This is a genomic window from Agrobacterium vitis (assembly GCF_013337045.2).
Classification (GTDB): domain Bacteria; phylum Pseudomonadota; class Alphaproteobacteria; order Rhizobiales; family Rhizobiaceae; genus Allorhizobium; species Allorhizobium vitis_B.
This window is the reverse complement of the sequence record NZ_CP118259.1, coordinates 3,107,487-3,134,225: the sequence shown is the minus strand read 5'-3', so window position 1 is coordinate 3,134,225 and position 26,739 is coordinate 3,107,487. Positions and strand designations below refer to the sequence as shown.

Here is a 26,739-nt window from a genome sequence, read left to right as displayed (position 1 = left end):
AACATGGCAGGTCGCGGCGATAATTCCCAGGCGAAACCCGGCACGGCGGTCGATACCGAACCGTTGCGCCGGGCGATTACCGGTTGCGTGCGCTCGATTGCCGGCGATGCCAATGTCGAAGTGGCCTTTGCCAATGATCGTCCGGGCATTGCCGGTGAGCGCATTCGCCTGCCGGAAATTTCCAAGCGTCCGACCGCCCACGAACTGGCGGTGACGCGGGGGCTTGGCGATTCCATGGCGCTGCGGCTCGCCTGCCACGACCAGAAAGTCCATGCCTCGATGGCGCCGGAGGGGCAGGATGCCCGTTCGGTGTTTGATGCGGTCGAACAGGCCCGGGTGGAATCGATCGGTGCCTTGCGGATGACCGGTATTGCCGCCAATCTGAAATCGATGACCTCGGAAAAATATGCCAAGGCCAATTTTTCCGGCATCGAGCGGCGCGAGGATGCTCCCCTGTCGGAAGCGGTGGCGATGATGGTCCGAGAGGCGCTGACCGGTCAAAAGCCACCGGAAAGTGCCGGTAAGGTGCTGGATCTGTGGCGCTCCTTCATCGAGGAAAAGGCCAGCAGCGATTTTTCCAATCTGGCCAATGTGATTGAGGACCAGCAGGCTTTTGCCCGCGTCGTGCGCCACATGCTGTCGTCCATGGAAATGGCCGAGGATTTTGGCGAGGACCCGGAACAGGCCGAGCAGGAAGAGACCTCGGAAGAAGACCAGCAGCGCAGTGGCGAGGAAGAGCAGGAAAATTCCGAGGAGGAAGCCGGTTCTGAGAGCGCGCCCGCCGATGAAAGCGAATCTGCCGAAGAGCAGATGGACGACGGCGAAATGGACGGTGCCGAGATTTCTGACGACGACATGTCCGAGGAAGGCGACGAGGACAGCGAGACGCCAGGTGAAATGCGCCGTCCGGCCAGCCCGTTCGACGATTTCAACGAGAAGGTTGATTATAAAGTCTTTACCGAGGCCTTCGATGAGGAAACCTCGGCGGAAGAACTGTGCGACGAGGCCGAACTGGATCGGTTGCGGGCTTTTCTGGACAAGCAGCTTGCCCATCTCCAGGGCGCGGTCGGTCGGCTGGCCAACCGCCTGCAGCGCCGGTTGATGGCGCAGCAGAACCGGTCCTGGGATTTCGATCTGGAAGAGGGTTATCTCGATCCGGCCCGGTTGACCCGGCTGATCATCGATCCGATGCAGCCGCTGTCGTTCAAGCGGGAGAAGGATACCCAGTTCCGCGATACGGTGGTGACGCTGGTGATCGACAATTCCGGCTCGATGCGTGGACGGCCGATTACGGTTGCCGCCACTTGCGCCGATATTCTAGCTCGCACACTGGAGCGCTGCGGCGTCAAGGTGGAAATCCTCGGCTTCACCACCAAGGCCTGGAAGGGCGGCCAGAGCCGCGAGCAATGGCTGGCCAGCGGCAAACCGCCGACGCCGGGCCGCCTCAACGACCTGCGCCATATCGTCTATAAATCGGCGGATGCGCCGTGGCGGCGGGCACGGCGCAATCTCGGTCTGATGATGCGCGAAGGCCTGCTCAAGGAAAATATCGACGGCGAAGCGCTGATCTGGGCGCATAACCGGCTGTTGGCGCGGCGTGAGCAACGCAAGATCATGATGATGATTTCCGATGGCGCGCCGGTGGACGATTCGACCCTTTCGGTCAATCCCGGCAATTATCTTGAACGGCATTTGCGCGCTGTGATCGAGCAGATCGAGACCCGGTCTCCGGTTGAATTGCTGGCCATCGGCATTGGCCATGACGTCACCCGCTACTACCGCCGGGCCGTGACCATTGTGGATGCGGATGAATTGGCAGGCGCGATGACCGAGCAATTGGCTGGCCTGTTTGAGGATAAGCCCGCCAAGGGTGCGCGTGGCGGTTCGTTCCGCCGCGCCAGCTGAGTGCGCGTGATCCGTTGCTAATCACCTCTCGCAAAGCCTTGCTCGCCTTCTGCTGCGGCTCCGTGCTGCTTTTGGCGGCATCTCAGGCTGTGGGTGAGTCTGCTGCGGTGGGTAGCCGCAAAATTGAATATTTCAATCCGGCCTCTGACCAGACCGTGTTCGGTAAGCTGGAATTTCTCGGTGGGCTGGATCTGACATCGTCAGACAGTTTGTTTGGCGCCTGGTCTTCGATCCGGTTTCGACCGGATGGCAAGCGTTTCATTGGCGTGCTGGACACCGGTCACTGGATTTCAGGTGAAATCAAACGAGATGAAAAGGGCCGCCTTTCCGGTATCGATGGCGTCTCTTTGGCTCCGATGCTGGACCGCGAAGGCCGCAACAATGCGCCGAAACGGGCGATGGACGCCGAGAGCCTGGCGATCCGTGGCGACAAGATCTATGTCGGCTTTGAGCAGCGGCATCGGATCGATCAATATCCCCTCGACGGATTTGAAACGGCCAAGCCGGAAAAAAGCCTGCCTTTGCCTTTTCCCAAGACGGTCCTGAAGAGCAATCGCAGCCTGGAAATGCTGACAGCATCGCCTGCGCAAGGACCGCTTGCCGGTGGTCTGGTGACGATCACCGAGGAGAGCCTGGACGCCAAGGGTAATCTCTATGCTGGCGTGGTCGATGGTCCGCATCCGGGTGGCTTCAAGCTGGTGCGCCGTGATGATTTCGACGTGACCGATGGCGCCTGGTTGCCGGATGGTGATCTGCTGCTATTGGAGCGCCGGTTCCGGTTTCCAAGCGGGCTCGGCATGCGCATCGTGCGCGTCAAGGGCGACAGCATCAAGCCGGGCGCGCTGGTGGATGGAGAGATCCTGCTCGACGCCGATCAAAGCTTCCAGATCGACAATATGGAAGGCCTGGATGTGGTGGACATGGGCAATGGCGACCTTCGCCTGATCCTGGTCTCCGACGACAACCACTTCATGCTGCAACGGACGCTGATGCTGGAGTTCCGGCTGCTGCCGTAAGGCAGCAGAGGTCAAACCCGCGCAAGCTGGTAGGGCTTCAGCCTGTTCATCAATGCCCCATAGGGCAAAAGCATAATCAAGCCGACCAGCATTTTCACGGTAAAATCACCGATGGCCCAAGAGATCCAGCGGGGGATTTCAGGGGAAAACGCGCCAAGCAACGGTGCCCAGCTTATCGCGAAATCATCATTCGGGCCGATGAAGCCGAAGACCGGTGCAAAAGACAGCGAGAAGAAAATCACCGTATCGAGTACCGAGCCAAACAGCGAACCGGCTAGCGGCGCTTTCCACCAGTCCTGCTGGCGAAGCCGGTTGAAGACGCTGATATCAAGCAATTGCCCGACCAGATAGGCGGTGCCTGAGGCAATGGCGATGCGTGGCTGCCCGGTGACGAAGGACAGCGCTATGCCCACCAGAAAGCCGACAAACACCACTTTGCGCGCCGTGGAGGGGCCGAACTGGCGATTGGTGAGATCCGTGACCAGAAAGGCGACCGGATAGGTAAAGGCGCCATAGGTCAAGAGGTCGCCGAGTTGCACGCCCGCCAATTGGCCCGACAGTGGAAACTGCACGAGGATGTTGGAGGCGACCACGACTAAGGTCATGAGCATGCTGTAGACGAGGATGTGACGTGTGATCCGCATTTTTTTTATCCTGGGAGATGCCACCAGCTATAGCTCAGTCCACATTCGGACCGGCCATAACAAGAAAGGGTCGATACTTGCCGCTGTGCCAAAGATTTTGGCAAGAAACGGCGCAAGCGAAAAGGCTCAAACGTTTTACCGTTCAAGCCCGTTCGTTATGTCAATGCTGTGGCTGCCTGATATCAGGCGGCGACTGCGGTCTTCTTGACGATCTGGCGGCGCAGCAGACGAGCGCGCATGCTCAGTTCGGTTTCATTTGCCTTCAAAAGGAAGGCATCCAGGCCACCGCGATGCTCGACGGAACGAAGAGCAGCAGCAGAGACGCGCAGACGGTAACGCTGGCCGAGGGCATCGGAAATCAGCGTGACGTCGCACAGGTTCGGAAGGAACTTGCGGCGGGTCTTGTTGTTGGCATGGCTTACATTATTACCCGACTGGACGCCCTTGCCGGTCAATTCGCAACTGCGGGACATGATGCACCTATTCTTATTGGCAGTCGGAAAGCATTCTGGGCAATAACCCAGGGCGCAATCCAACGCGGTCTGATTGGAAAGTTGCGGTTCTATAGTCAGCTGAAGCCGCCCCGTCAAGACAAACCTTGGCAAAAGGGCGGATTTATCGACGCTTCGGCTATGGTCTTGCCATAGTGAACGCCATAAATGAAGGGGTAACAGACATTGGAGCCATGGTGTCGCAATGCATTTTAAGCTTGTTCGTAAACTGTCTTTTCTGCTGGTCGCCCCTGTGGTGCTTGGTGTTACGCTGGTCTTGGCCAGCGGCTCTGCCTTTGCTGGCGAGACCTATCGCAATGAATACCGCGTCACCCTGCTTGGTCTGCCTGTCGCCCGTGCCACCTTCGTGACCGAGGTCACACGTCCCGGCTACACCATTACCGGCACGATTTCGTCGGCGGGCATTGCCAATGTCTTCACCAGTCTCGATGCAAAGACCAAGGTGACGGGACAGGTGGCTGATGACAAGCATTTGCAGGCCAGCAATTACAATCTGGTCTATACGCGGGGCAAACGGACGCGGGTCTATGACGTGCGTTATGCGGGCGGCAACGTTGTCTCCACGACCATCACCCCTGAACCCAACCGCAACAAGGACCGCTGGATACCAGTGAGTGCCGGGGATCTTCGCTCGGTGCTCGATCCGGTCGGTGGGCTGACCTTGCCCGACGATGGCAAGATCTGCTCGAGGACCCTGCCGATTTTCGATGGTGAAAGCCGCTTGGATCTGGTGATGTCGCCCAAGGGCAAGAACAAGTTTACCGCTGGCAATGTGTCGGGCGAGGCAATCGTCTGCTCCGTGCGCTATGTGCCGAAATCCGGCTTCAACAAGGGTCGTAGCGATATCGAATATCTGCGCAGCGCCAACGATATGGAAATCTGGTTTGCCAAGACCGGAACCATGTCCTTATATGCCCCTGTCTATGCGCGGGTGCCAACGCGGGTGGGAACGCTGTCGATCACAGCGACCCGGTTTGGGGCCTGATCAGCACTAAAATAATTGAGGGACGGATGAAGGTTCGGGCAACGCTGATCGGGTTTTCGGCCATCCTGATGTGGTCTTTTCTGGCGCTGTTTACGGCAGCGTCGGGAACCATGCCGCCCTTCCAGCTCTCGGCCATCTGCTTTGCCATCGGCAGTCTTCCCGGTATTGCGACTTTCATTATACGTCCGGAGCGGCTGACATTGCTGAAACAGCCGGCCAAGGTCTGGTTGGTCGGGATTGCCGGCCTGTTCGGCTACCATTTCCTCTATTTCACGGCACTGAGAAATGCCCCTGCCGTGGAAGCCGGGCTGATTGCCTATCTCTGGCCGTTGCTGATCGTGTTCGGATCGGCGCTGCTGCCGGGGGAAAGGTTGCGCTGGTATCATATGGCGGGCGCGATTGCCGGGCTATGCGGCACCGTGCTGATCATCGGCAAAAACGGCCTGTCCTTCGATCCAGCCTATGCGATGGGCTATGGGGCGGCCCTGCTTTGCGCCTTGACGTGGTCCAGCTACTCGCTGGTCACGCGCCGGTTCGATGCGGTCTCCACCGATGTGGTGACCGGCTTCTGCCTCGCTACGTCACTGTTTTCGCTGGTGTGTCACCTTTGGCTGGAAACCTCCGTCTGGCCAGACAGTGCCAGCCAGTGGTTCGCCGTGGCGGGCCTTGGGCTGCTGCCGGTCGGTGCGGCCTTCTATGCCTGGGACTACGGCGTTAAGAACGGCGATATCCAGATCCTGGGGGCAGCGTCCTACGCCGCCCCGCTGCTATCGACGCTGGTGCTGCTGGTTTTCGGTTTTGGTGAGGCAAACCTGCGCATTCTTGGTGCTTGCGTGCTGATCACGGGTGGTGCGGCGCTGGCTGCAAGCGGCATGTTTCGCCGCAAGACAGCCATCGAAGACGCGGCTTGACGATTACCTGCCGGGCATCATCTTCATCAACACGCCGTCCTTCAGCACGGTATGATGGAAAATCGCCGCAACGGCATGCAGCGTGGCCGCGCCGATGATGATCCAGGCAAGCAGAGAATGCATGTCACCCAGCAGATGGTGATAATCCGGCGATATACCGATGAGATCGGGAATGGAAAACAGCCCGAAGAAGTCCACCGGTTTTCCCTGCGACCAGCGCCATAGAAAGCCAAGGGAAATCTGTGCGGCAAGCCCGAAATAGAGCAGATAATGCACCGCCTTGGCCATCAGGCCCAAAACGCCTTTTTCTTCTTCCGGCAGGGTTTTGAGACTGGCGATCCGCCAGACAAATCGCAGCACAAACACAGCGAAAAGCGTGATGCCAGCACCATAATGCAGCGCTTTCAGGCTATTGCGCAACGCACCGCCTTTTTCCGTAAATTCCCAGATTTCTGCCGAAAGAAACAGGGCAAGCACCAGCAGCGCTGTTGCCCAGTGCAGCCATATCATGCCGCCATTGTAGCGCGTGGAGCGCGGTGCGGTCGAATCAAGCGGGATATTCATTGTCATGTCGCCACTCCAAAAAATCGGATTTTGCAGCGCAACAAAGCGTTTTATGCTGACATGTGCCTGAAGCCTGTGGGGGTCTGAAGCACAGGGGGCCTGAAGCACACCAATATGCCTGGTTATCGAAGAGGCTGACCTGGTTCCCAACCCGGAGGAGCCATTTCGAAAGCGTCGAAGGTAAAGCCCGGCGCGACCGTGCAGCCAACCAGAGTATACTCCCCAAGGCTTTCCGCCGCCTGCCAGCTAAGCGCTGGGATGATGGCCTGGGGTCGTTCGCCGCGCACAAGGTCGGTACCTAATACGAGTGTCTCCACTGTGATGCCATCGTCACAGCGATAGAGCGCTAAGGGCGCACCCGCATAATAGTGCCAGATCTCGGCGGCGTCCTTGACCCGATGCCAATGCGACCGCTGGCCTGCTTGCAGCAGATAATAGATGGCCGTGGAATGGCCACGCTGGCCGCCTTTGCCGTCGCGGAAGGTTTCGCTGTACCAGCCGCCTTCCGGGTGGGGCTGCATGGCCAGCGCTGCAATGATCTCATCGGCATCGGCCATCAGAAATTGTCCTTGCGCTTGCGGATTTCGGCAAACACCTCTTCATTGCTCTTGCTTTCCATCACCAGGTTGCGGCGGATTTTTGGATCGGCCACCCGCAGGAACGGGTTGGTTTCCTTTTCCAGAGACATGGTGGTGGGAATGGTGAACTGCCCTTGCGCTCGCATCGCCTCGATATCACGGGCGCGGGCTTGAAGCCGCTCATTGTCCGGGTCGATGGTCAGGGCGAAACGGGCATTGGAAAGCGTGTATTCGTGGCCGAAATAAATAGCGGTTTCATCCGGCAGCACGGCCAGCTTTTGCAGGGAATGCCACATGTCGGCAGCCGGGCGTTCGAACAACCGCCCGCAGCCGAGTGCAAACAGCGTATCGGCGGCAAACAGCAGTTTGGCATCTGGAAAATGATAGCAGACATGGCCTGCCGTGTGGCCCGGCGTTTCGATCACCTGGACCCGGTGCGGTCCAAATAAAAACTCTTCCCCATCATAGGCGGACCGGTCCAGACCGGGAATGGCGACGGCCTCGTTGACCGGGCCGATGACCTCGCAGCCATATCGTTGCTTCAGCGCCAGATTGGCCTCGACATGGTCATTGTGGTGATGGGTGGTGAAAATATGGCTGATCTGCCAGCCCCGTTTTTCGGCAGCGGCCACGATCGGGCCTTCCTCCGGTGCATCGATGGACGCGGTTAGGCCGGTCTCTGGGCAATGGACCAGCACACCGTAATTGTCGGTGCGGCATGGGAAGATTTCGATTTCCGGGCTTTTCATCGGAGTGACCCTTTGGCTTGGAAGTGGCGATTTGAGGAGAATCTAGTGCCTGGGGCCTTGATGTCCAACAGCCTGCTGCTAACAATTGTGCCATGCATGTGGATATAGTCGATCTTCGTCAGTTCTATCACACCATGCTTGGCCATGCCGCCGAGCAATCCATTACCATGGCGCTGTCGTCGCTCTGGGCGCGGCTGCCGGAGGAGCGGCTGGTGGGGCTGGGCTATTCGGTGCCGTATCTGGATCGGTTTCGGGCCGATACCGAGCGCACCTTCGCCTTCATGCCGGCGGGACAGGGCGCGGTGAACTGGCCGCCGGGCGAGCTTTCCGCCACCTCATTGGTGTTCGATGAGGAACTACCGCTGCCCGACAGTTCCATCGATCGGGTGTTGATGGTCCATTCCCTGGAATTTGCCGAGAATCCGCGCGAAACGCTCAAGGAAATCTGGCGGGTTCTGGCGCCGGGTGGGCGGTTGGTCATGGTGGTACCCAATCGCCGTGGGGTCTGGGCGCGGATGGAGCATACGCCTTTCGGCTCCGGTCGCCCCTATTCTCGGGGTCAGTTGACGGCGCTGCTGCGCGAGACCAATTTTACGCCGGGAGCCAGCACCGAGGCATTGTTTTTCCCTCCATCCAAGCTCAGAACCATGTTGAAAATGCATAGTGCCTTCGAGCGCTTCGGTCGCATGCTGTCACCGGCTTTTGCTGGCGTTATCGTTGTCGAGGCGCAAAAGCGGCTCTATCAGGGGTTGCCGGTCGCCATGCGCGCATCGCGCCGGGTATTTGCTCCGGTTTTGAGCCCGCAAGGCGTGCCAACCACACGCCAAACCCTGTTGCCGCCCTCGACAAAATAGAGGTTCCGGGCTACTGCATACCTATTTGAGCCAGCCTGTTTGAACCGCATCAGGTTCAAGACCAAAAACCAGGAAATCACGTCAATGAGCAGCACCATGAACCAGCCCGTTCCACGTCCGGGAATCCTTGATATTGCCGCCTATGTTCCCGGCAAAGAACACGCCCCTGGCGTTGCAAAAGTGTTCAAGCTCTCATCGAATGAAACGCCGCTGGGGCCAAGCCCGAAAGCCATTGAGGCTTTCAAGGCGGGTGCCGCCAATCTCGAGCTTTATCCCGATGGCCAGGCCGTGAAGCTGCGCGAGGCGATTGCCGGCGCGCACGGGTTAAACCCGGCCAATATTCTCTGCGGCAATGGTTCGGACGAGCTGCTAGGCCTGCTCTGCCATGTCTATCTGGGTACGGGCGATGAGGCTGTTATCACCGAGCATGGCTTCCTGGTCTATCGTATCCAGATCATGGCGGCAGGTGCCACGCCGGTCACGGTCAAGGAAAAGGATTGCCGCGTCGATGTCGATGCCATTCTGGCGGCGGTGACGGACAAGACCCGGATGGTGTTCATAGCCAATCCTGGCAATCCAACGGGGACCTATGTGCCGGGTGCCGATATTCGCCGTCTGGTCGCCGGCCTGCCGAAACATGTGCTGTTGGTGCTGGATGCGGCCTATGCCGAATATGTTCGCCGCAACGATTACGAAGCCGGGCTGGAAATCGTTTCTGAAAACCGCAATGTGGTGATGACCCGCACCTTCTCGAAAATCCACGGGCTGGCAGCGCTCAGGATCGGCTGGATGTATGGTCCGGCTGCCATTCTCGATGCCCTGAACCGGGTGCGTGGGCCGTTCAACATGAATGCCCCGGCGATTTCTGCGGGCGCCGCTGCCATTCTCGACCGCGATTTTGCAGATAAGGCCGTGGATTTCAATCTGGAATGGCTGGACCGGCTGACGCAGGCCTTCGAGGCGCTCGGCTTGAAGGTCACGCCGTCGGTCACCAATTTCCTGCTCATCCATTTTCCCGATGTTGATGGCAAGCGGGCGTCCGAGGCCGACGAATTCCTGACCAGCCGTGGCTACATCCTGCGGGCGGTCAAGGGTTATGGGTTTGCCAATGCCCTGCGCATGTCGATCGGCACGCCTGAGGCCAATCTTGGCGTAATGGATGCCCTGACCGAATTTATGGGCAAGCCGTGATGGCCAGCACCCAGTTTGACCGGATCGCACTGATCGGCATCGGCTTGATCGGCTCTTCCATTGCTCGTGACGTGCGTGCGCTTGGCCTGGCGCGTGAGATCGTCGTTTCAACCCGCTCGGTGGATACCTTGCGGCGGGCCGAGGAATTGAAGCTTGGGGATCGCTATACGACGTCGGCTGCCGAGGCGGTTGCAGGGGCCGATCTGGTGATCGTTTCGGTGCCGGTCGGTGCCTCCGAAACGGTGGCCATCCAGATAGCGCCGCATCTTGCGCCGGGGGCTATCGTCACCGACGTGGGGTCCACCAAAGCCTCTGTCATTGCGCAAATGGCGCCGCATATGCCTGGTCATGTGCATTTCATTCCGGGTCATCCGCTGGCTGGTACGGAGAAATCCGGCCCCGATGCTGGTTTTGTCGGTCTGTTCAATGGACGCTGGTGCATTTTCACACCGCTGGAGAATACGGATCAGCAGGCGATTGCCCGGCTCAAGCGTTTTTGGGAAGCACTGGGCTCGCGCGTCGATGAAATGGACCCGCTGCACCATGACAAGGTATTGGCGATCGTTTCGCATCTTCCCCATATCATCGCCTATAATATCGTCGGCACTGCGGACGATCTCGAAGCGGTGACGGAATCGGAAGTCATCAAATATTCGGCCTCCGGTTTTCGCGATTTTACCCGTCTGGCGGCGTCCGATCCCACCATGTGGCGCGATGTCTGCCTGCACAACAAGGACGCCATTCTGGAAATGCTGGCGCGGTTTTCAGAAGACCTCGCCTATCTGCAACGGGCGATCCGTTGGGGGGAGGGCGATAAACTGTTTGAGCTGTTCACCCGCACCCGCACAATACGCCGCTCGATCATCGACGCGGGCCAGGATGTGGACGTGCCGGATTTCGGCCGTCATGGGCTGGATGGCAAGACGAACGGATAGACCGTCTGGTGCCCGGTTCAGATCGGCGGGATATTGCCAAGCGGGATGAAGCCCAGAACCACGACGCCATTGGTGATCTGAAGTGTCACCTGGCCCTTATTCTGGCCAAGGAACACCGCTTTCAATCCCTTGGCAGCCATCCGGGCGATGTCCTTGGTTTCGGGATAGGCGGCAATCACCAGGTCCCGCCATGCATCGACCTTGCCAATTTCCAGCTTGAGCGTGCCGTTAGCAAGGCCTGCGTTATCGATGGAAATCGGTCCACTGGCAGTAATCGTGCGGCCTTGGCCCATATCGATCTGCAGATTGCGGATGTCGCCGCTTAGACCCCGCAATTGTATGGGTTCCGGATGTTCGATATCGAGGGCGCCTGCCTGGGCGAGTAATTTCACATCCAACTGTGCGGCCATGGGCGGCAGATCGGGGTTGCGGTCGTCCTGGCCAAAATCCAAGCCGGTCAAGCGGGCGGTTCCCACGAGGTCCTCGCCATCGCGTTGCAGCCGCGTCCGGCTCTCAGTGGCATCGATCCTCAGAACCCGGCCGGAGAGCGCGTCGGTCAGGTTGGCCTGCAATTTCTGGATCACGCTTGCTGACGAATCGACGCCGTTCATGCCCAGCGACAAGGTGGAGCGAAAGCTGTCCCATTGAAAAGCACCGGCAAGCCCAGTGGAGGTTTGCAGAATGGCTGGCCCGTCGATTTCCCATTTGATTCTGCCGGGCCGGAAAATTTCTGCCGACGACCGGAAGGCGCCTGATGATCCGGTAATGCCATTGCGGTGATCGTTGACCGAAACTTTGGTGCAATTCAACCCGATATGCAGCGGAAAGCCACTCATCCGCATTCCGGGGCAATCGAGGGCAGAAGCCAGTGGATTATCACCGTCAAAGGCATGTTCGAGTTTTGTCGTGGCGTAATTGGCAGCGGCGAACCAGCCTGCGGTGTATACGATACCGAGCAGGACAAGCACAATGCCCACCAAGAGAACTCGCGATCTCTTCCGGGGTCTCTTCGTCCGGCTGGACATGGCCATGCGCTTCTCCAATTGTCTTCCATTTTGCTCAGCGGTCACCGAGGCGACTTTTGAGGCACCAGAGCCGAGCACCGTTTATCAGTGCAAAGACTGCTGTAAAAATTCATTTCTGCTGGATAATTTCAACCCAAACCTATCAAAATTCGGGAATGAGACAGCAGGAGCCAGCACTATGACCAGCGATATGGACGAATTTTGGGTGTTTGGCTACGGGTCTTTGATGTGGAATCCCGGCTTTGTCCATGAAGAACGGCAGGCTGCCAGGGCCCATGGGTTTCGCCGCTCTCTTTGCGTTCGATCTTTCGTGCATCGCGGCACCGAACAGACCCCTGGCCTGGTTCTGGGGCTGGATCGAGGTGGTTCCTGCCATGGTGTGGCTTTTCGTGTTAGTCCGTCGTCATGGCCGCAAACGCTCGACTATTTGCGGGCGCGGGAACTGGTGACGCAGGTCTATCAGGAAAAAACGCTGCGGTTGCAACTGTCTGATGGGCGCCGGGTGCTTGGCACTGGCTACGTGGTGGACCGAAACCACCGCCAATATGCGGGAGCGATTACCGTTGAGGAGGCGGTACAGGTTACCGCGCAGGCCAGTGGCCAGTCGGGTGATAACCGGGCCTATGTCGAAAATACCGTAGAACACCTGCGCAGCATGGGCATCCGCGATCATTGGCTGGAGCAGGTGGTCAAGGGGCTGAACAAACCGACGCTATGAGGGGTTCTTGGCCTGTTCCTGCGCTCTCATGGTTTCAAGACGGTGTTTGGCGGTCGGCGGCAGGGGGAGATCCAGATTGGTCTGGGCCGCCTCCAGCAGCAGTGCGTCGCTGGCCGCCTCCAACTGGCGGGTCAATACTGCAAAAAATGCATCGGGCTTCATTCCCGGCTGGATGGGGGGAAGGATACGAATCTTGTAATGCCCGGGATAGCGCATCAGGCTGCGCCGCGGCCAGAACAGACCGGCATGCATGGCAACCGGCACGACCGGCACTTTGAGATCGCGGTAAAGCCGGGCGATGCCGAATTTATATTCAGGATCGGCGCCGGGCGGGCGTCTTGTCCCCTCAGGATAAATGACCAATTGGCGGCCGTTGCGCACTTCCACGGCGGCACGCTGCATGACCTTGACCATTTCCTTGCCACGTCCACCGCGATTGACCGGGATCATGTTTTGCTTGGCGGCATACCAGCCGAAGAACGGAATCCACATCAATTCCCGCTTGAGAATAAAGACCGGATCATCCAGCCAGGGCAGAAGCGCATAGGTATCCCAGAAGGATTGGTGCTTTGGTGCGAGGATGTAGCCGGAGTCTGGGATATTCTCCAGGCCTTCAATTTCGAATGTCGTGCCGACCACGGTTTTCATCAGCCAATGACTGAACCGCGCCCATGTCTTGGGGACAGAATATGCGATTTTGCGCGGCAAGATGAAATAGATCGGTGCGGCCAAGACCATCCAGAGGATCAGGCAGGCATAAAACAGCACGTTGAAAACATGGGACCGCAAAGCAAGCATGAAGATATTCCGCCGACAGATGGCCCTGCCTATACGAATTTTCCAATCAGCGGAAGATGGTTAGGTATCGCAGGTCTGATTAGCTTTGGGAGGATTGTTGTGGTGCACTGCCAGACGTGCGAAGCCCCTGCCAATTGTCCCAGCCGCCGAGATCGCGGGTATAGGCAATGAGGATCTTGGCATATTCCGACAGCAGCGTGCGCAGCGCATTGGGATCGGCATACCAGGCCCTGGTGCGCAAATCGGCTGTGACGACCGGATAGGGAATGAACTGGGTTTGATGGTCTGTACGGCGCAGTTCCATCAGGCTGCGGCGCATATGGTAATTGCTGGTGACGACCAGAACCGAGGAAAAGCCCTTGTCGTGGATCCACTGGGCGGTTTCATTGGCATTGCCGATGGTGTCGATGGCGCGGTAGCCCATATCCACGCAGCAGGCAAATAGATCCGGTGAGCTTTGCGTCATCCTGCGAATGGTTGCGGGCGATGTGGATGGATGGACACCGGAAATCAACAGCCGCCGTCCCGATCCCTTGCGCAACAGGTCGACAGCCTGGTCGATGCGCTGATAGCCCCCCGTCAGGACGACAATGGCATCAGCCTTGGGCTCAGCAGGTGGCATCATCGCGGTGACGTCATCGGCGAAATGCAGGAAACCGGCGACAAGACAGGCCATCAGCAAAAGAATGGCATAGCCGCCATAGCGTAGCAGGCGGCGCAGCGGTGCTTGCCGATGGAATAGTTTGGCGGTCCGGCTGCCTTGATCCTGGTCAGGGTCTGCTTGGCGCATTGTCATTGCTCGTGCGTAATGGAACTGCATCGAGGATGCTGGTGCATCCCCGCATCAAGGACGGATAAATAGATCATTCGGGCGGCAACCCGCCGCTGCGGCTGGGGTCCGACCTGATCTGGTCGATTTCATAGATGGCGCGCATGACAGTCAACCTGGCCGTGACCGTTGTCAGCAGAGCAATAACGATCATCGTGGCGAAAATACCGAGGTAGCCGGAAAAGCCGATTTCGAACCGGCCAAACATGGCGGTGGCCTGATCGGTTTGCGGCGTGGCGAGCGTATTGTCCTGCCAGATGCTGGCCAGCGCAAACAGGCTGGCTGCGGCAAGCCCGCCGGCCGCGGAGCCTTTCAGGCTGATCTTCAGGAAATGCTTCTGGAATTCCCGCGCCACGAACAGGCTTTCGGCACCGACGAAATGCAGGACCTCGATAATATGCCGATTGCCGGACAAGGCGCCGCGCGTTGCAAAAATCACCGTCAGCACCATGGCGGTAAACACCAGGATCAGCAGGCCAAAGCCAATCAGCACCGTGGTGCGGGCCATCGATACCAGGCGGTCCACCCAGGTGCGGTGATCATCCAGCGAAGCCTGGGGGATCTGCGAGGTCAAAAGATCACGCATGGCGGCGAAGTCAGGCGGATTGTTCTCGTCAATGGTGATAATGACCAGCCGAGGCACCGGAAGGTCGTTGATATCCAATCCCGTGCCGAGCCATGGCTCCAGCAGGCGGGCCGTTGCGGCCTCATCGACGATTTGTCCGGTCTTGGTGCCGACGAAGGTTAGCGCCAGGTCCTTGGCTTTCGTCAAGGCCTCATCCATGTTGACAGTGTCGTCCGGCTTGATCTGGATCGTCACCTCGCGGGAGATCTGGCTTTGCCAGCTGGACGCCGTTCCCCGGACAATCGACACCGCGCCGAGCGTCAGGCAGGCCAGGAACGCCATGATGGCGATCACCACCATCAGCGCATTGCCCTGGATGTTGGAGGGCGGCAGGATGGCGCCGGTGGGGCGAACCTGCATTTCCACCCGCCTTTGCGCCTTTGCTCGCTCCGGCGGCGGGGTCTTGGCCAGCGGTGGGGTCACGGGTATTTTTTTCGGCTGCGGTGGCAGGGATTTGCGGTCATTCATAAATATCGAGCCGCCCTTCAGTCAGGATCATCCGCCGGGCATCGACCTGGTCCATCAGGGCCAGATCGTGGGTGGCGATCACCACGGCAGTGCCCAGCCGGTTCAGCTCCAGAAACAGGCTGAGCAGGCGGCGCGCCATCGGTGGATCGACATTGCCGGTCGGCTCATCGGCCAGCAGCACTTCGGGCCGGTCGATCAGGGCTCTGGCAATCGCAACGCGCTGCTTTTCCCCGCCCGACAGGATTGGCGGCAGAACGTTGATACGCTCGCCCAGCCCCACCCATTTCAACAGTTCCAGCACATCCTGCTTATAGCTCGCCTCATCCTTGCCGCGCACCCGTAGCGGCAAGGCGACATTTTCATAGGTCGTCAGATGGTCAAGCAATTGGAAATCCTGGAAGACGATGCCGACCCTGCGGCGCAGCAAAGGCAATTCATTGCGCGGAATCTGGGTAATATCACGACCGAAACTGCGAATCAGGCCACGTGTCGGTTTAAGCGACATGAACAGCAGGCGCAAAAGCGTGGTCTTGCCAGCGCCCGACGGCCCGGTCAGGAACTGGAAGGAGCGCTTTGGGATGTCAAAGGTCAGGTCGCGGAGGATTTCAGGCCCCATCCCATATCGCAGGCCGACATTTTCGAAGTGGATCAATGGATAAACCCGGGCTTGAGCCTGTTGACGACTGCTCAGTTCTTAACGGTTCCGGTTACCATTTGGTAAACGCCGCGATGTTACGGCGCCAATCCGGCGATTTTTTACAAATCATTAACCATTCGAATTTACGACTTGGATGGATTGGTTTCAATGCCCCTTCGTATTCTATCGCATCTGGCTGGTGCGGAGCTTTCGATCAAGGGCGATTCATCTCTGTTGAAGGCAAGCCGGACTTGGTTCTTTTCATCCAATGTCTGGACCTGCTGTGGCGAGGGTTCCATGAACGCATTCCGTTTTCGGCCTAAATATGTCGAACCCGATATCGATCTCTTGCCGCCCGAGCGGCCCTATCGCCCCATACCACGTCCCGGCTTTCGGCTGGAGGAAGATGTGAGCGATGCGAAATTCGTCACGGTCGGTGATCCCGTCGGCGCACTTCGAAGCCGAATTCAGGCGGAGATGAACACCCGATACCGGCCACAGGCGCCGGCAGCGCAGGGCGTGCTGCACGCTCTGGTCAATTATACGGTCCGGCATGTCGTCCTGTTGGAAAATCGCCTGGGGCAGCTATCGGAACGGTCTTTCACCTCGTTGATAGCAGCCCTTGCCGTGCTGATGTTTTTCAGCGCAGGTGGTTTTTGCTTGATTGGCGGCACAGAGGCGGTCCCTGCCAGAAATCCGCTCGACATTACCCATGTCAGCCTGACACCACAAAATTCCGGTGGCATGCCGGTTCTGCTGGTCAACGCGATTGTGGAGAATCATGCCGCGACGACGCAGGCCCTGCCGGATATCAGGGCGGATCTCTATTCGGATGGCCGTCTTATTGCCTCGACGATTATCACCCCGCCCGCGCCGGAAATCGGTATCGGCCATAGCCGTGGCATTGCGGCCCGGCTGCGCCATCCCGGTGGAAAAACGCCGGAACTCAAGCTTTCCTTTGCACCTAAGGATGCCTCGCAATCCTGATTGTGCTATCGGCAGGGTGAAAGAAAAACCTGTCGCCTGAAGATCGGCAGCGAAATCCTGGAGACTCCATGCCTGTCGTTCGCGGAAAAAATATCGAACCTTTGTTCACGGCCGAACAGATCGCCGCCCGCAATATCGAGATCGCCAAGGCGATTGTCGATGGTCCTTCCGAGGATCTTCTGGTGATTTCGATCTTGAAAGGCTCGTTCATTTTCGCCGCCGACCTGATCCGCGCGCTGCATCATGTCGGCATTGCGCCTGAAGTGGAGTTCATCACCCTGTCCAGCTACGGCACCGGCACGGTGTCGCAGGGGGTCAAGATCCTCAAGGATATCGACAGCGATGTCCGTGGCCGCAATGTGCTGCTGATCGATGACATTCTGGAATCGGGACGAACCCTGCTGTTTGCCCGCACGCTGATGTATGAGCGCGGCGCTGCCAATGTCACCATTGCCGTGCTGCTCGACAAGAAGGTCAAACGCCAGGAAGTGTGCGAGGCTGATTATGTCGGTTTCGAATGCCCGGATTATTTTGTCGTCGGCTATGGCATGGATGTCGCCCACGCGTTTCGTGAATTGCCTTTTGTCGGTGTTGTTACCGGCGATGCGGCGTCGTAATTTTCGGAAAATACATTTTACGCAATGGGTTACAACAAAGTTTCTCCGTTACGGTCAATGCTCTGGAATGGGACGGTGTCACGGTCTTCAGGTAGAAAATATTAACCATCCTCTCGTCTTGGCTGCCGGTTGTTTACCTCTCGCAAAGGAAAAACTGGTGATTTGCTTGGGTAATGACAGCGCCACGCATCCTCTATGATTCGGGGTCGGTGCTGTAACGGCGCGGATGCGTGAGCATCCTCAAGCCCTGGTACAACATGCCGCATGATGACAGCCGTCGATTGGGTTCGGTCGAATGGTGATGTGGCAGGCTTCAAGATGGGAATGCGGATATGGCCAAGATACTGATTACCGAAGACGAAGATGCCCTGCGGTCCTTCGTTGCCCGGGCGTTGCGGCTCGACGGACATGAAACCCATGAGGCGGCTGATGGCGCCGAGGGTCTCGAAATGCTGGCCACCAGCAATTTCGATCTGCTGCTGTCGGATATCCGCATGCCGGTCATGGATGGGATCGAACTGGCGCATCGCGCCCATTCGGATTTTCCGGGCCTGAAAATCCTGCTGATGACCGGCTATGCCGAACAGCGCGAACGGGCCGACGATCTGCTCGAAAAAATCATCGATGTCGTGCCAAAGCCGTTTGCGCTTCCCGATATTCGCAAGGCTGTGGCCCAGGCGTTGGCCGCCTGACGGTTTCCGGTTGCCCCTGCGACGGTCGCCTGGAGAGGATTGCATGTCCATCTTCTGTTTGGTTTCGTGGACGTGAGGGGCGCGACCGCTGCTCTCCAGCTTTCCATCACATGTCCAGCAACCGTTCCAGATAACGGCGCTCTACCTCTGGGCTGGCATTATTGCCCAGCTTGTTGCGGATCGCATCAAGAATTTCGCGGGCGCGCTGCACGTCGATTTCGTCGGGGACTTTCACCCGTTCGCCAAAATCGGGCCCGGTGGTTGACCGTGGCCGCCCCAGCGGGTCGCGACCGCCCTGATTGCCTTCCGCCATGCCTTGCCCCTGGCCCTGACCTTGCCCCTGGCCGCGCTGCATGGCCTGCATCATCTGGTTCATCATATCGCGCGCGCCTTGGCGCAAGGCTTCCAGCGCCCGGCCCTGGCCTTGCACGGCCCGGTCACCCTGGCTTTTGCCGAGCGCTTCGCCCGCGCCCTGCATTTCCCGACCTGCCTGGCCGAAATTTTCTCCAGGCTTGATCCCGAGCTTGCCAAGTCCGTCCTGGACGCCCTTCAACTGCTTGCCAAGCGCATCCTGCTGCTGGCGCAATTGTTTGAGGGCTTCGCGCAATTGCTCTGCCGTCATCTGGTCGGGGGCAGAAGGATTTTTACCGGCGCTGTCTTTATTCTGTTTCTGGTCCGGGTTTTGGCCCTGATCCTGGTTTTGCTCGCCATCCGGCGTCGGGCTAGCCTGAGGATCATCCTGGGTCATGCCGTCACCGTCTTCCGGCTGAAGGTCATCGTCCATTTGCGACCGGCTTTGTAATTCCTGGTCCAGTTTGAAGGTCTGGTCCATCAGCTTCTGCTGGTCCTGCATGATCTGACCGAGCTTGTCGATCTGCTTGCGCGCTTCGCTGGTCTGCTGTTGCTGCTGCGGATTGGAGCGTTGCGGGCGTCCAGCCTGGAGATTGTTCATCATCCGTTGCATCTCCTGCAACATCTGGCGGGCGGCGTCCTTGTTGCCGGAACGGGCCAGGTTCTCGATCTGGTTCATCATGTTTTCCAGATCGCGCTGGGTCAGCATTTTCTGAGCGCTTTGCTGGTTTTGCTGGCCGTTTTGCGGCTGCTGGCGCTCTGCAAGAGCCTTCATATAGTCCTGCATCGCCTGACGGACCTCGTCCATCAGCTTCTTGATCTCGGCATCGGGCGCATTACGCTCCAGCGCCTCCGACAGCTTCTGCTGCGCCTCGCTCAGCTTGCGCTCGGTCAGCGACACATCGCCACCGTCGATGCCAAGCGCGATTTCCCAGAGATAATCCGCCGTATCCTTCAAGGCTTCGGTGGTGCTCGCCATCTGCATGCGAGCATGGGCCGAGGAAATCAGCAGGTAATGGGAAAGCTGCGGAATGGTTTCATCGGCGCGCAGCGTCAGCGCTTCGTTGAGCGCCACGGCGCGGGGCATCTGCCGTGTGTCCAGCGCAAAGACCTGGCGCTGTTCGGCGACGGCAGCGGCAAGCGGTTCGGAGAAATTGCGACCGGGCAGGATCATCTCATGGGCAGGGCTGCGGCCCTCCTGGCCCAGTCCGTCCTTGGCAATCAGCGTGATGCGCACCTTCTTGCCTGCCAGTGGATGTTCGGTCAGGTTGCGGCTCGATATGCTCTTGATGTCGCGGGCATTGCGGCTCGGCAGGTCCAGCTTGAATTCAGGCAGGGGATAGAGTGGGCTGGCCTGCGGGTCGGTCTCAACAGGGACGATTTCGGCGCGGGCTTCCAGCAGACCGTAATCGTCGCGGGCGGTGAAGCCGATTTCCAGCGCCCCGTTGACGGCACGTTTCGGAATGCCGTCAAAGGCGATAGTTGGAGCATGGTCGGGAATGACCTTCAGCGGCCATTGTCGGGTGCCGAGGTCCAGCGTGCCGCTTTCGCCCAAGGTCAGGGTCAGCGTGCGGGCGCTGTTGTCCGTCTGGGCGGGTGTTGGCGTGGCTGACGAGACGCTAGGCGAGGGGGTGGCCAAGGGGCCGGGCGTGTTTTCCTGATCGGCCTTGACCGCTTGGAAAGCGACTGCCGCTGCCCCGGATGCCGGTTTGAATTCTGCCTGTTCGTCTCCGGTGCTGCCGGTCAACCGAACAGTGACCACCGATTGGGTGGGAACGGCGATATCCTGGGTGCCATCGCCGTTGCGTCCCGTGAGGAAAACAGGGGGACGGCCTGTATAGCCCGGCGGGGTAATCCAGGCATCGATGCGCAGGGTAGGGGCGTTGTCATCCCTGTCTTGCAGCAGAAAGGCATCGGTGAGACGGCCAGCGCCATTCGAGCCGGAATAGGCAAAGGCCACCGCCAAAAGAAGAGCGGGAAAGGCGCGCAGGCCGAAGCGGTCAAAGCGGGCGATATCAGGCTTTGGCTGTCCGGCATCGAGCGTAGCGATCCGGGTTGCCATACGCCGCTGATGCTCATGCCAGAGAGCGCGGGCAAAAGGCGTGTCGAAGGCCGGTTCCTCATCCTGCACGCCAATGGGTTGATGCGGCAGATGATTGCGCTCTTCCAGCAGCCGGTCTGCTTCGCCAATGTGCGGCCAGCGCAGACGGGCCAGGGGCAAAAGCGAGGCGAGAAAGCCGAAAACCAACAGAAAAACCAGCGGCCAGCGCAGATAACCGGGTGCCTCGCGAAAAAAGCCGAGCCAAGCGAGTGACAGGAAAATAGCAGCAATCGAGGCTGGAAGCAGCAGCAAGGGCAGCAACCGCTCACAAAACAGCACAAGCCTTGCCGTCCAGCGGTTCACGGCCAGCCTGCGGGCCAGCTTTTGATCGCCGTTCAAAGCCCCTTGGCTCTTTTTCGTGCCGGAAGCGGTCATGGGCAGTCTCCGGTTTCCTGTCATCTCAACGCTTATACTGCTTATCGCAACTCATACGGTTCACGACAGCGTTGACATGTTAGGATAGCATTGTTTGTGGCGAAGACGAGGGGCAGGCCCGGTGCAGGGGTGGTTTTTTCAGCCATCCGGCTAAATTGTGAACGCGATCTCCTGAAAAGACAGCCTGCTCAGGATGCAAGCCAATCGGGCAGGCTGTCTAACCGGATCATGTCCTCATAGCTCGGCCTTGGCCGGATCACGTGGAATTGGTCGCCCTTGACCAGCACTTCCGGCACAAGCCGCCTCGTATTATACGTGCTCGATTGCACGGCACCATAAGCCCCTGCCGAGCCGATGGCGATCAGGTCGCCGGGCCTTGGCATGCTCATTTCTCGGTCGAGAGCCAAATAATCGCCGGTTTCGCAGACTGGCCCGACCACATCGGCGCGGATGCGCGGGGCGCTGGCCGCAGATAGCAGCACCGGGCGAAGCTCGTGATGGGCATCATAGAGCGTCGGGCGGATCAGGTCGTTCATGGCCGCGTCGACGATGACGAAGGTCTTGTTGCCGCCGTCCTTCACATAGATCACTTCGGTCACGAGAATACCGGCATTGCCGACGATCAGCCGGCCTGGCTCGGCGACAATCCGGCAGTCCAGCGAGGCCAATTGTTGCTTGACGATCGCCGCATAGGCCGCCGGGTCGGGCGGCGGATTGTTGTCGTCTTTGTAGGGAATGCCAAGCCCGCCGCCGACATCGACGTGGTCGATGGTATGGCCTTCGGCCCGCAGCGTGGTCACCAGGTCGCGCAGCAGCTTGAAGGCCTCGGCAAACGGCTGGAGATCAGTGATCTGACTGCCGATATGCATGTCGATACCGGTGACCTTGATACCTTCCAGGCTGGCGGCGCGGGCATAGACGGCGCGAGCCCGCTCATAGGAAATGCCGAATTTGTTTTCCTTCCGTCCGGTGGAAATCTTCGCATGGGTGCCAGCATCGACATCCGGGTTGATGCGGAAGGAGACATGCGCCGTCTTGCCGGCTTTCAGCGCCCTTTGATTGAGGATGTCCAGTTCGGGTTCGGATTCGACATTGAAGCAGTAAATGCCGACCTCCAGCCCCAGATCCATTTCCGACGGGGTCTTGCCGACGCCGGAAAACAGGATGCGGCTGGGGGAAATGCCCGCTGCCAGCGCCCGGCGCAATTCGCCTTCGGAGACCACATCGACGCCCGCCCCCAATTGCCCAAGGGTTTTCAACACCGCCTGGTTGGAATTGGCCTTGACTGCGTAACAGACCATGGAATCGACGCCGTTGAAAGCCTCGGAAAACACCCGGTAATGGCGCTCCAGCGTTGCGGTGGAGTAGCAATAGAAGGGGGTGCCGATCGCCTTGGCGATCTCTGCAACGGACACATCCTCGGCATGGAGAACGCCATCGCGATACTGGAAATGGTTCACGGTGCGCCTGTCACAGAAGTGGATCGAGGAAGAATTTCTTCTCCGGTGCCTTGGTCTGGGTTGGCGCGTCCGCCTTGTTCTGCTGGGCAACCGGCGTGCTCGGCTTATCCAGATCGCCCTTGCGGCCACAGCCGGTGACCAGAACGCTGGCGGCACCGAGCAGGGCGGCAGAAATCATCAGTCTTCGATAGGAAACAGCCATAATATCCTGTCCAACGTGGTGGTGGGCCTATGTCTAGCCAAAAACCGGGCTCTATGCATCCCGATTTTTGTGATGGATCGATCGGGTTTGACGATCAGTTGCGGCTACGCCACCATTTGATCTGCTTGCGCACCTCGTCCGGTGCCGTGCCGCCATAGCTTTTGCGGCTGGCTACCGACGCTTCCACCGTCAATACTGAATAGATATCGGCGGTGATGGCGGCATGAATGGCTTGCAAGTCCTCAAGCGGCAGATCGGAGAGATCGCAGCCTTTTTCCTCCGCCAGGGCGACAACCCGGCCCGTAACATGATGGGCATCGCGGAAGGGAAGCCCTGCCTCGCGCACCAGCCAGTCGGCCAGATCGGTGGCCGTGGAAAAGCCGGAGCCGGCTGCGGCCTTCATCCGGTCGGCCCGCACAGTCATGTCGCGGATCATCCCGGTCATGGCGGCCAGCGCCAGTTCCAGGCTTTCGGCGGCGTCGAAGACCTGTTCCTTGTCTTCCTGCATGTCCTTGGAATAGGCGAGCGGCAGGCCCTTCATAATCGTCAAAAGCGCAATCAGTGAACCGTTGATCCGGCCCGTCTTGGCTCGCACCAGTTCAGCGGCATCCGGGTTCTTCTTCTGCGGCATGATCGAGGAGCCGGTCGAAAAGGCATCCGACAGCCGGATAAAGCCGAATTGCGGCGTTGACCAGATGACGATTTCTTCCGCGAGCCGCGACAGATGAACCGCCGAAATGGCGGCAATCGACAGGAATTCCAGCGCGAAATCGCGGTCCGACACGGTATCGATGGAGTTGCGGGTCGGTTCGCGAAAACCGAGCGCCTTGGCGGTCATGTGGCGGTCGATGGCATAGCCGGTGCCGGCAAGAGCCGCAGCGCCGATTGGGCTTTCATCCAGATGCTCGATAGCGTGGCGCACGCGCTGGCGGTCACGACCGAACATTTCCACATAGGCCATGCAATGATGGCCGAAGGTGACCGGTTGGGCGGTCTGCAAATGGGTAAAGCCGGGCATGACGGTGTCGGCATGTTCTTCGGCGCGGTCGAGAAAGGCGGCGATCAGGTCGGTCAGCAGGCTTTCGGCTTTTTGCAACTCTTCCTTGACCCAGAGGCGGAAATCCAGCGCCACCTGGTCATTGCGCGAGCGGGCGGTATGCAGGCGGCCGGCGGCAGGGCCGATCAGGTCGGCCAGCCGCGCCTCGATATTCATGTGAATGTCTTCAAGCTTGCGGGAGAAGGTGAATTGTCCCGCTTCAATCTCTGACAAAATCGTGTTCAGCCCGGTGACGATCTTGTCTTTGTCTTCACCGGAAATAATGCCTTGATGCGCCAGCATGGTGGCGTGAGCAATCGAGCCGCGGATATCCTGGGCATAGAGCTTCTTGTCGAAACCGATCGAGGCGTTTATCTCCTCCATGATGGCCGCAGGGCCGGAGGCAAAACGGCCGCCCCACATCTGGTTGGAGGATGTCGTGTCTTTGGTGTCCTCGGCCATGCTCAATAGATCCTGGAGACGTCGATGACGAAAAAAAGACCGCTGGGACTTCCTTCCGCCAAGCTGATTGCGTTTGCGGCGATTGCCGGTGTGTTGGCCGGCGCGGTTGCGGTATACGTGAAGGAGACGGGGTCTGGCAATGGCTCTGAAATCGCTGCCGCCCAAGGGTGTGAGACGGCGGCACAGGCGATCAAGACGCTTGACCCGCTGATCAAGGGCCAGGTTGCAGCCGTGGTGGCTGCCAATCCGCCGCGCCCGATTACCGGTCTCACCTTCAAGGATGCCAGCGGCGCCGACAAGAGCCTCCAGGATTTCAAAGGCAAGCCGCTGCTGGTCAATCTCTGGGCGACCTGGTGCCTGCCCTGCCGGGAGGAAATGCCCGCCCTCAATCGCCTGCAACAGGCCAAGGGCGGTGATGCATTCGAAGTTGTGGCGATCAATATCGACAGCGGCAGCGACGAAAAGCCGAAAGCCTTTCTCAGCGACAACGGTATCGATCATCTTGGCTTTTACCGTGACAGTTCCATGGGCGTCTTCAATGCACTGAAAAAGCAGGGGCTGGCTTTCGGCCTACCGGTGACGCTGGTCCTTGATGGCAAGGGTTGCCTGCTCGGCTCCATGAACGGCCCTGCCGTATGGGACAGTGAGGATGCCAAAACCCTGATCGATAAAATAATGTCTCTTTGAAAAGCTGGTAAAGATGGAAAGGGGGACGACATGTTGAAAATCTGGGGTCGGGCAAATTCGACCAACGTCAAGAAGATCCTATGGGTCGCGGAAGAGCTGGATCTTGTTTATCAGAGGATAGACGCAGGCGGTGCTTTTGGCGTCGTCAACGATCCCGCATTTCGCGCCATGAACCCCAACGGGCTGGTGCCTGTGCTGGAAGACGGCGATGTGGTGCTGTGGGAATCCAACACTATTCTCCGATATCTCGCGGCTCGGTATGGTGATGCTGCGTTCAATCCGGTTGATCCGGTCGCCCGCGCGCAAGCGGAAAAGTGGATGGACTGGGTGACATCGACCATTGCCACACCCTTTCGGGATGTGTTTTGGGGCATGGTCAGAACACCGGCGGCAGACCGCGATATGGCGAAAATCGAAGCGGCGGCCAAGGTTGTGGCCGGGCACTTTTCCATCGTCGATACGGTGCTGGCCAAACAGGATTATCTGTCCGGCGAGACGTTCGGTGTCGGCGATGTTCCGCTCGGATGCTTTATCTATGCCTGGTTTGAAATGCCGATTGCCCGACCTGACCATCCACATCTGGCTGCATGGTATGAGCGGCTGAAAAGCCGCCCCGCTTATCAGAAAACGGTGATGAAGCCGCTGAGCTGAATGCCCTTGGATTACCGTGTCGGAACCGGGATTTCGCCGCGGTAATCATAGAAGCCCCGGCCGGATTTGCGGCCAAGCCATCCGGCCTCGACATATTTGACCAGCAGCGGGCAGGGGCGATATTTGCTGTCGGCCAGGCCATCATGCAGAACCTGCATGATCGACAGGCAGGTATCGAGACCGATGAAATCGGCGAGCTGCAAGGGCCCCATCGGATGATTGGCGCCGAGCTTCATCGCCGTATCGATGGCTTCGACCGAGCCGACACCTTCATAGAGCGTATAGATCGCCTCGTTGATCATCGGCAGCAGGATGCGGTTGACGATGAAGGCGGGAAAATCCTCGGCGACGGTAATGGTCTTGTCGAGCGACCGCACAAAATCCTTGGCGGTCTCGAAGGTCTTTTCACCGGTGGCAATGCCGCGTACCAGCTCCACCAGCTTCATCACCGGCACCGGGTTCATGAAATGGATACCCATGAAGCGTTCCGGGCGATCCGTGGATGCCGCAAGCCGGGTAATGGAAAGCGAAGACGTATTGGTGGCGAGAAGCGCTTCCGGCTTCAGCACCGGGCAGATCTGGCCGAAAATCTTGCGCTTGACGCTTTCATCCTCGGTGGCGGCCTCAATCACCAGATCCACCTGGGCCAGATCCTGCACGTCGGTGACGCCGGAAATGCGGGCCAGCGCCGTTTTGCGCTCGCTATCCTCCATTTTGCCATTGGCAACCTGGCGCGCCATGTTACCGTTGATGGTGGCAAGCCCGGCTTCGATCCGCTCCTTGCTCAGGTCATAAAGCGTGACATCGTAGCCGGAGAGCGCCGATACATAGGCAATGCCGCAGCCCATCTGTCCCGCGCCGACAATTCCAACATTCTTGATCATCACGTCTCCCATCCCTGCCTCGGGGCTTTACCAGCACCCGCTTCCCATGTCGCTGCCGGGCCTTAAGCCTTGCAAGCCGTGGCTCACACGGAGTGTGCCTATGGCTTGTCCGGCGTGTCCTGGCCGACAGTGATAAAGCCATGTATCGCCGTTTTCCAGCCCTGATCGCAGCCCGTTGCTTTATTCCTGCCGCCACTTGGCCTCAGCCCCGGGATTATCCCTCTCTGGTTGGCTGAGCGGCCAGGCCTCTCCCCAGCGCTTTAGGGTTATTTTAAGCCGCGACGATTAAG

At 58.9% G+C, this 26,739-nt stretch carries 28 protein-coding genes; 13 read left to right on the top strand and 15 right to left on the bottom strand.

Features of this window, described 5'->3' with window-relative positions:
• Positions 1–3 precede the first annotated feature (3 nt).
• Both cobT and G6L01_RS14875 read left to right on the top strand, forming a co-directional pair.
• Positions 4–1,905, top strand: coding sequence for a cobaltochelatase subunit CobT (cobT, locus tag G6L01_RS14880; protein ID WP_070164350.1), 1,902 nt, complete (start codon positions 4–6; stop codon positions 1,903–1,905).
• A gap of 14 nt (positions 1,906–1,919) precedes the next feature.
• Positions 1,920–2,921 carry an esterase-like activity of phytase family protein gene (locus tag G6L01_RS14875; RefSeq protein ID WP_234891960.1) on the top strand — a complete coding sequence of 334 codons (1,002 nt, stop codon included), beginning with the start codon at positions 1,920–1,922 and terminating at the stop codon, positions 2,919–2,921.
• Positions 2,922–2,932: 11 nt separating this feature from the next.
• Here G6L01_RS14875 and G6L01_RS14870 read toward each other — a convergent pair whose 3' ends face one another.
• Together G6L01_RS14870 and rpmB are read right to left on the bottom strand one after the other, a co-directional pair.
• Positions 2,933–3,565 (bottom strand): queuosine precursor transporter, encoded by a 633-nt coding sequence (locus G6L01_RS14870; RefSeq protein ID WP_070164352.1) that lies wholly within the window; start codon positions 3,563–3,565, stop codon positions 2,933–2,935.
• Between the two features lie 182 nt (positions 3,566–3,747).
• Positions 3,748–4,038, bottom strand: coding sequence for a 50S ribosomal protein L28 (gene rpmB / locus G6L01_RS14865; protein WP_015917333.1), 291 nt, complete (start codon positions 4,036–4,038; stop codon positions 3,748–3,750).
• A 223-nt stretch (positions 4,039–4,261) separates the two neighbouring features.
• On the opposite strand from rpmB, the gene G6L01_RS14860 reads away from it, so the two are divergent.
• Positions 4,262–5,062 carry a DUF3108 domain-containing protein gene (locus G6L01_RS14860; RefSeq protein WP_139190198.1) on the top strand — a complete coding sequence of 267 codons (801 nt, stop codon included), beginning with the start codon at positions 4,262–4,264 and terminating at the stop codon, positions 5,060–5,062.
• 26 nt (positions 5,063–5,088) lie between these two features.
• Positions 5,089–5,973 (top strand): aromatic amino acid exporter YddG, encoded by an 885-nt coding sequence (gene yddG / locus G6L01_RS14855; protein ID WP_070164353.1) that lies wholly within the window; start codon positions 5,089–5,091, stop codon positions 5,971–5,973.
• A 3-nt stretch (positions 5,974–5,976) separates the two neighbouring features.
• Here the strand turns inward: yddG and G6L01_RS14850 are convergent, their stop codons facing one another.
• From G6L01_RS14850 to gloB, 3 genes are all read right to left on the bottom strand, one after another.
• A complete protein-coding gene (locus G6L01_RS14850) occupies positions 5,977–6,543 on the bottom strand; it encodes a cytochrome b (RefSeq protein WP_081344015.1) in 567 nt (188 codons plus the stop codon).
• A 116-nt stretch (positions 6,544–6,659) separates the two neighbouring features.
• The gene (locus G6L01_RS14845; protein WP_070164355.1) at positions 6,660–7,094 is read right to left on the bottom strand and encodes a cupin domain-containing protein; all 435 of its coding nucleotides are present in this window, start codon (positions 7,092–7,094) and stop codon (positions 6,660–6,662) included.
• Entirely contained in the window at positions 7,094–7,864 is a 771-nt protein-coding gene (gloB, locus tag G6L01_RS14840; protein WP_070164356.1) for a hydroxyacylglutathione hydrolase, read from the bottom strand. The genes G6L01_RS14845 and gloB overlap by 1 nt, the downstream gene beginning before the upstream one ends.
• 92 nt (positions 7,865–7,956) lie before the next feature.
• Between gloB and G6L01_RS14835 the strand changes: the two genes are divergently transcribed.
• The 3 genes from G6L01_RS14835 to G6L01_RS14825 all read left to right on the top strand — a co-directional run bounded on the left by G6L01_RS14835 (position 7,957) and on the right by G6L01_RS14825 (position 10,844).
• A complete protein-coding gene (locus G6L01_RS14835) occupies positions 7,957–8,718 on the top strand; it encodes a class I SAM-dependent methyltransferase (RefSeq protein ID WP_015917327.1) in 762 nt (253 codons plus the stop codon).
• Positions 8,719–8,802: 84 nt separating this feature from the next.
• Positions 8,803–9,909, top strand: coding sequence for a histidinol-phosphate transaminase (gene hisC / locus G6L01_RS14830; RefSeq protein ID WP_070164431.1), 1,107 nt, complete (start codon positions 8,803–8,805; stop codon positions 9,907–9,909).
• Positions 9,909–10,844: a prephenate/arogenate dehydrogenase family protein gene (locus G6L01_RS14825; RefSeq protein WP_070164357.1), complete on the top strand. Its 936-nt coding sequence runs from the start codon at positions 9,909–9,911 to the stop codon at positions 10,842–10,844. The genes hisC and G6L01_RS14825 overlap by 1 nt, the downstream gene beginning before the upstream one ends.
• A gap of 17 nt (positions 10,845–10,861) precedes the next feature.
• Here the strand turns inward: G6L01_RS14825 and G6L01_RS14820 are convergent, their stop codons facing one another.
• Complete coding sequence (locus G6L01_RS14820) at positions 10,862–11,821, bottom strand: DUF2125 domain-containing protein (RefSeq protein WP_070164358.1); 960 nt, start codon at positions 11,819–11,821, stop codon at positions 10,862–10,864.
• A gap of 226 nt (positions 11,822–12,047) precedes the next feature.
• Here G6L01_RS14820 and G6L01_RS14815 point away from each other — a divergent pair, with 226 nt between their 5' ends.
• Positions 12,048–12,587, top strand: coding sequence for a gamma-glutamylcyclotransferase (locus G6L01_RS14815; protein WP_070164359.1), 540 nt, complete (start codon positions 12,048–12,050; stop codon positions 12,585–12,587).
• On the opposite strand, the gene G6L01_RS14810 is transcribed toward G6L01_RS14815, so the two are convergent.
• The 4 genes from G6L01_RS14810 to ftsE form a co-directional block, all read right to left on the bottom strand.
• On the bottom strand, positions 12,582–13,385 hold the full coding sequence (locus G6L01_RS14810; RefSeq protein WP_070164360.1) for a lysophospholipid acyltransferase family protein: 804 nt from the start codon (positions 13,383–13,385) through the stop codon (positions 12,582–12,584). The two genes, G6L01_RS14815 and G6L01_RS14810, sit on opposite strands and share 6 nt — an antisense overlap.
• Before the next feature lie 79 nt (positions 13,386–13,464).
• Entirely contained in the window at positions 13,465–14,181 is a 717-nt protein-coding gene (locus G6L01_RS14805; RefSeq protein WP_070164361.1) for a YdcF family protein, read from the bottom strand.
• A gap of 67 nt (positions 14,182–14,248) precedes the next feature.
• Positions 14,249–15,199: a cell division protein FtsX gene (locus G6L01_RS14800; protein WP_139190204.1), complete on the bottom strand. Its 951-nt coding sequence runs from the start codon at positions 15,197–15,199 to the stop codon at positions 14,249–14,251.
• 100 nt (positions 15,200–15,299) lie between these two features.
• The gene (gene ftsE / locus G6L01_RS14795; RefSeq protein WP_070164362.1) at positions 15,300–15,959 is read right to left on the bottom strand and encodes a cell division ATP-binding protein FtsE; all 660 of its coding nucleotides are present in this window, start codon (positions 15,957–15,959) and stop codon (positions 15,300–15,302) included.
• 153 nt (positions 15,960–16,112) lie between these two features.
• On the opposite strand from ftsE, the gene G6L01_RS14790 reads away from it, so the two are divergent.
• The 3 genes from G6L01_RS14790 to G6L01_RS14780 all read left to right on the top strand — a co-directional run bounded on the left by G6L01_RS14790 (position 16,113) and on the right by G6L01_RS14780 (position 18,240).
• Complete coding sequence (locus G6L01_RS14790; RefSeq protein WP_234891959.1) at positions 16,113–16,931, top strand: DUF3426 domain-containing protein; 819 nt, start codon at positions 16,113–16,115, stop codon at positions 16,929–16,931.
• Positions 16,932–16,999: 68 nt separating this feature from the next.
• The gene (gene hpt, locus G6L01_RS14785; RefSeq protein ID WP_070164363.1) at positions 17,000–17,548 is read left to right on the top strand and encodes a hypoxanthine phosphoribosyltransferase; all 549 of its coding nucleotides are present in this window, start codon (positions 17,000–17,002) and stop codon (positions 17,546–17,548) included.
• A 332-nt stretch (positions 17,549–17,880) separates the two neighbouring features.
• Positions 17,881–18,240 carry a response regulator gene (locus tag G6L01_RS14780; protein WP_070164364.1) on the top strand — a complete coding sequence of 120 codons (360 nt, stop codon included), beginning with the start codon at positions 17,881–17,883 and terminating at the stop codon, positions 18,238–18,240.
• A 106-nt stretch (positions 18,241–18,346) separates the two neighbouring features.
• Here the strand turns inward: G6L01_RS14780 and G6L01_RS14775 are convergent, their stop codons facing one another.
• The 4 genes from G6L01_RS14775 to argH all read right to left on the bottom strand — a co-directional run bounded on the left by G6L01_RS14775 (position 18,347) and on the right by argH (position 24,227).
• Positions 18,347–21,067 carry a TIGR02302 family protein gene (locus G6L01_RS14775; RefSeq protein ID WP_070164365.1) on the bottom strand — a complete coding sequence of 907 codons (2,721 nt, stop codon included), beginning with the start codon at positions 21,065–21,067 and terminating at the stop codon, positions 18,347–18,349.
• A gap of 188 nt (positions 21,068–21,255) precedes the next feature.
• Positions 21,256–22,527, bottom strand: a complete 1,272-nt coding sequence (gene lysA / locus G6L01_RS14770; protein WP_070164366.1) for a diaminopimelate decarboxylase — start codon at positions 22,525–22,527, stop codon at positions 21,256–21,258.
• 10 nt (positions 22,528–22,537) lie between these two features.
• Entirely contained in the window at positions 22,538–22,729 is a 192-nt protein-coding gene (lptM, locus tag G6L01_RS14765) for an LPS translocon maturation chaperone LptM (protein WP_081344018.1), read from the bottom strand.
• Between the two features lie 94 nt (positions 22,730–22,823).
• The gene (argH, locus tag G6L01_RS14760; protein ID WP_070164368.1) at positions 22,824–24,227 is read right to left on the bottom strand and encodes an argininosuccinate lyase; all 1,404 of its coding nucleotides are present in this window, start codon (positions 24,225–24,227) and stop codon (positions 22,824–22,826) included.
• 24 nt (positions 24,228–24,251) lie between these two features.
• Here argH and tlpA point away from each other — a divergent pair, with 24 nt between their 5' ends.
• On the top strand, positions 24,252–24,914 hold the full coding sequence (gene tlpA / locus G6L01_RS14755; RefSeq protein WP_070164369.1) for a thiol:disulfide interchange protein TlpA: 663 nt from the start codon (positions 24,252–24,254) through the stop codon (positions 24,912–24,914).
• 30 nt (positions 24,915–24,944) lie between these two features.
• A complete protein-coding gene (locus G6L01_RS14750) occupies positions 24,945–25,565 on the top strand; it encodes a glutathione S-transferase family protein (protein ID WP_070164370.1) in 621 nt (206 codons plus the stop codon).
• Between the two features lie 11 nt (positions 25,566–25,576).
• On the opposite strand, the gene G6L01_RS14745 is transcribed toward G6L01_RS14750, so the two are convergent.
• The gene (locus G6L01_RS14745; protein WP_070164371.1) at positions 25,577–26,449 is read right to left on the bottom strand and encodes a 3-hydroxybutyryl-CoA dehydrogenase; all 873 of its coding nucleotides are present in this window, start codon (positions 26,447–26,449) and stop codon (positions 25,577–25,579) included.
• Between the last annotated feature and the right edge of the window lie 290 nt (positions 26,450–26,739).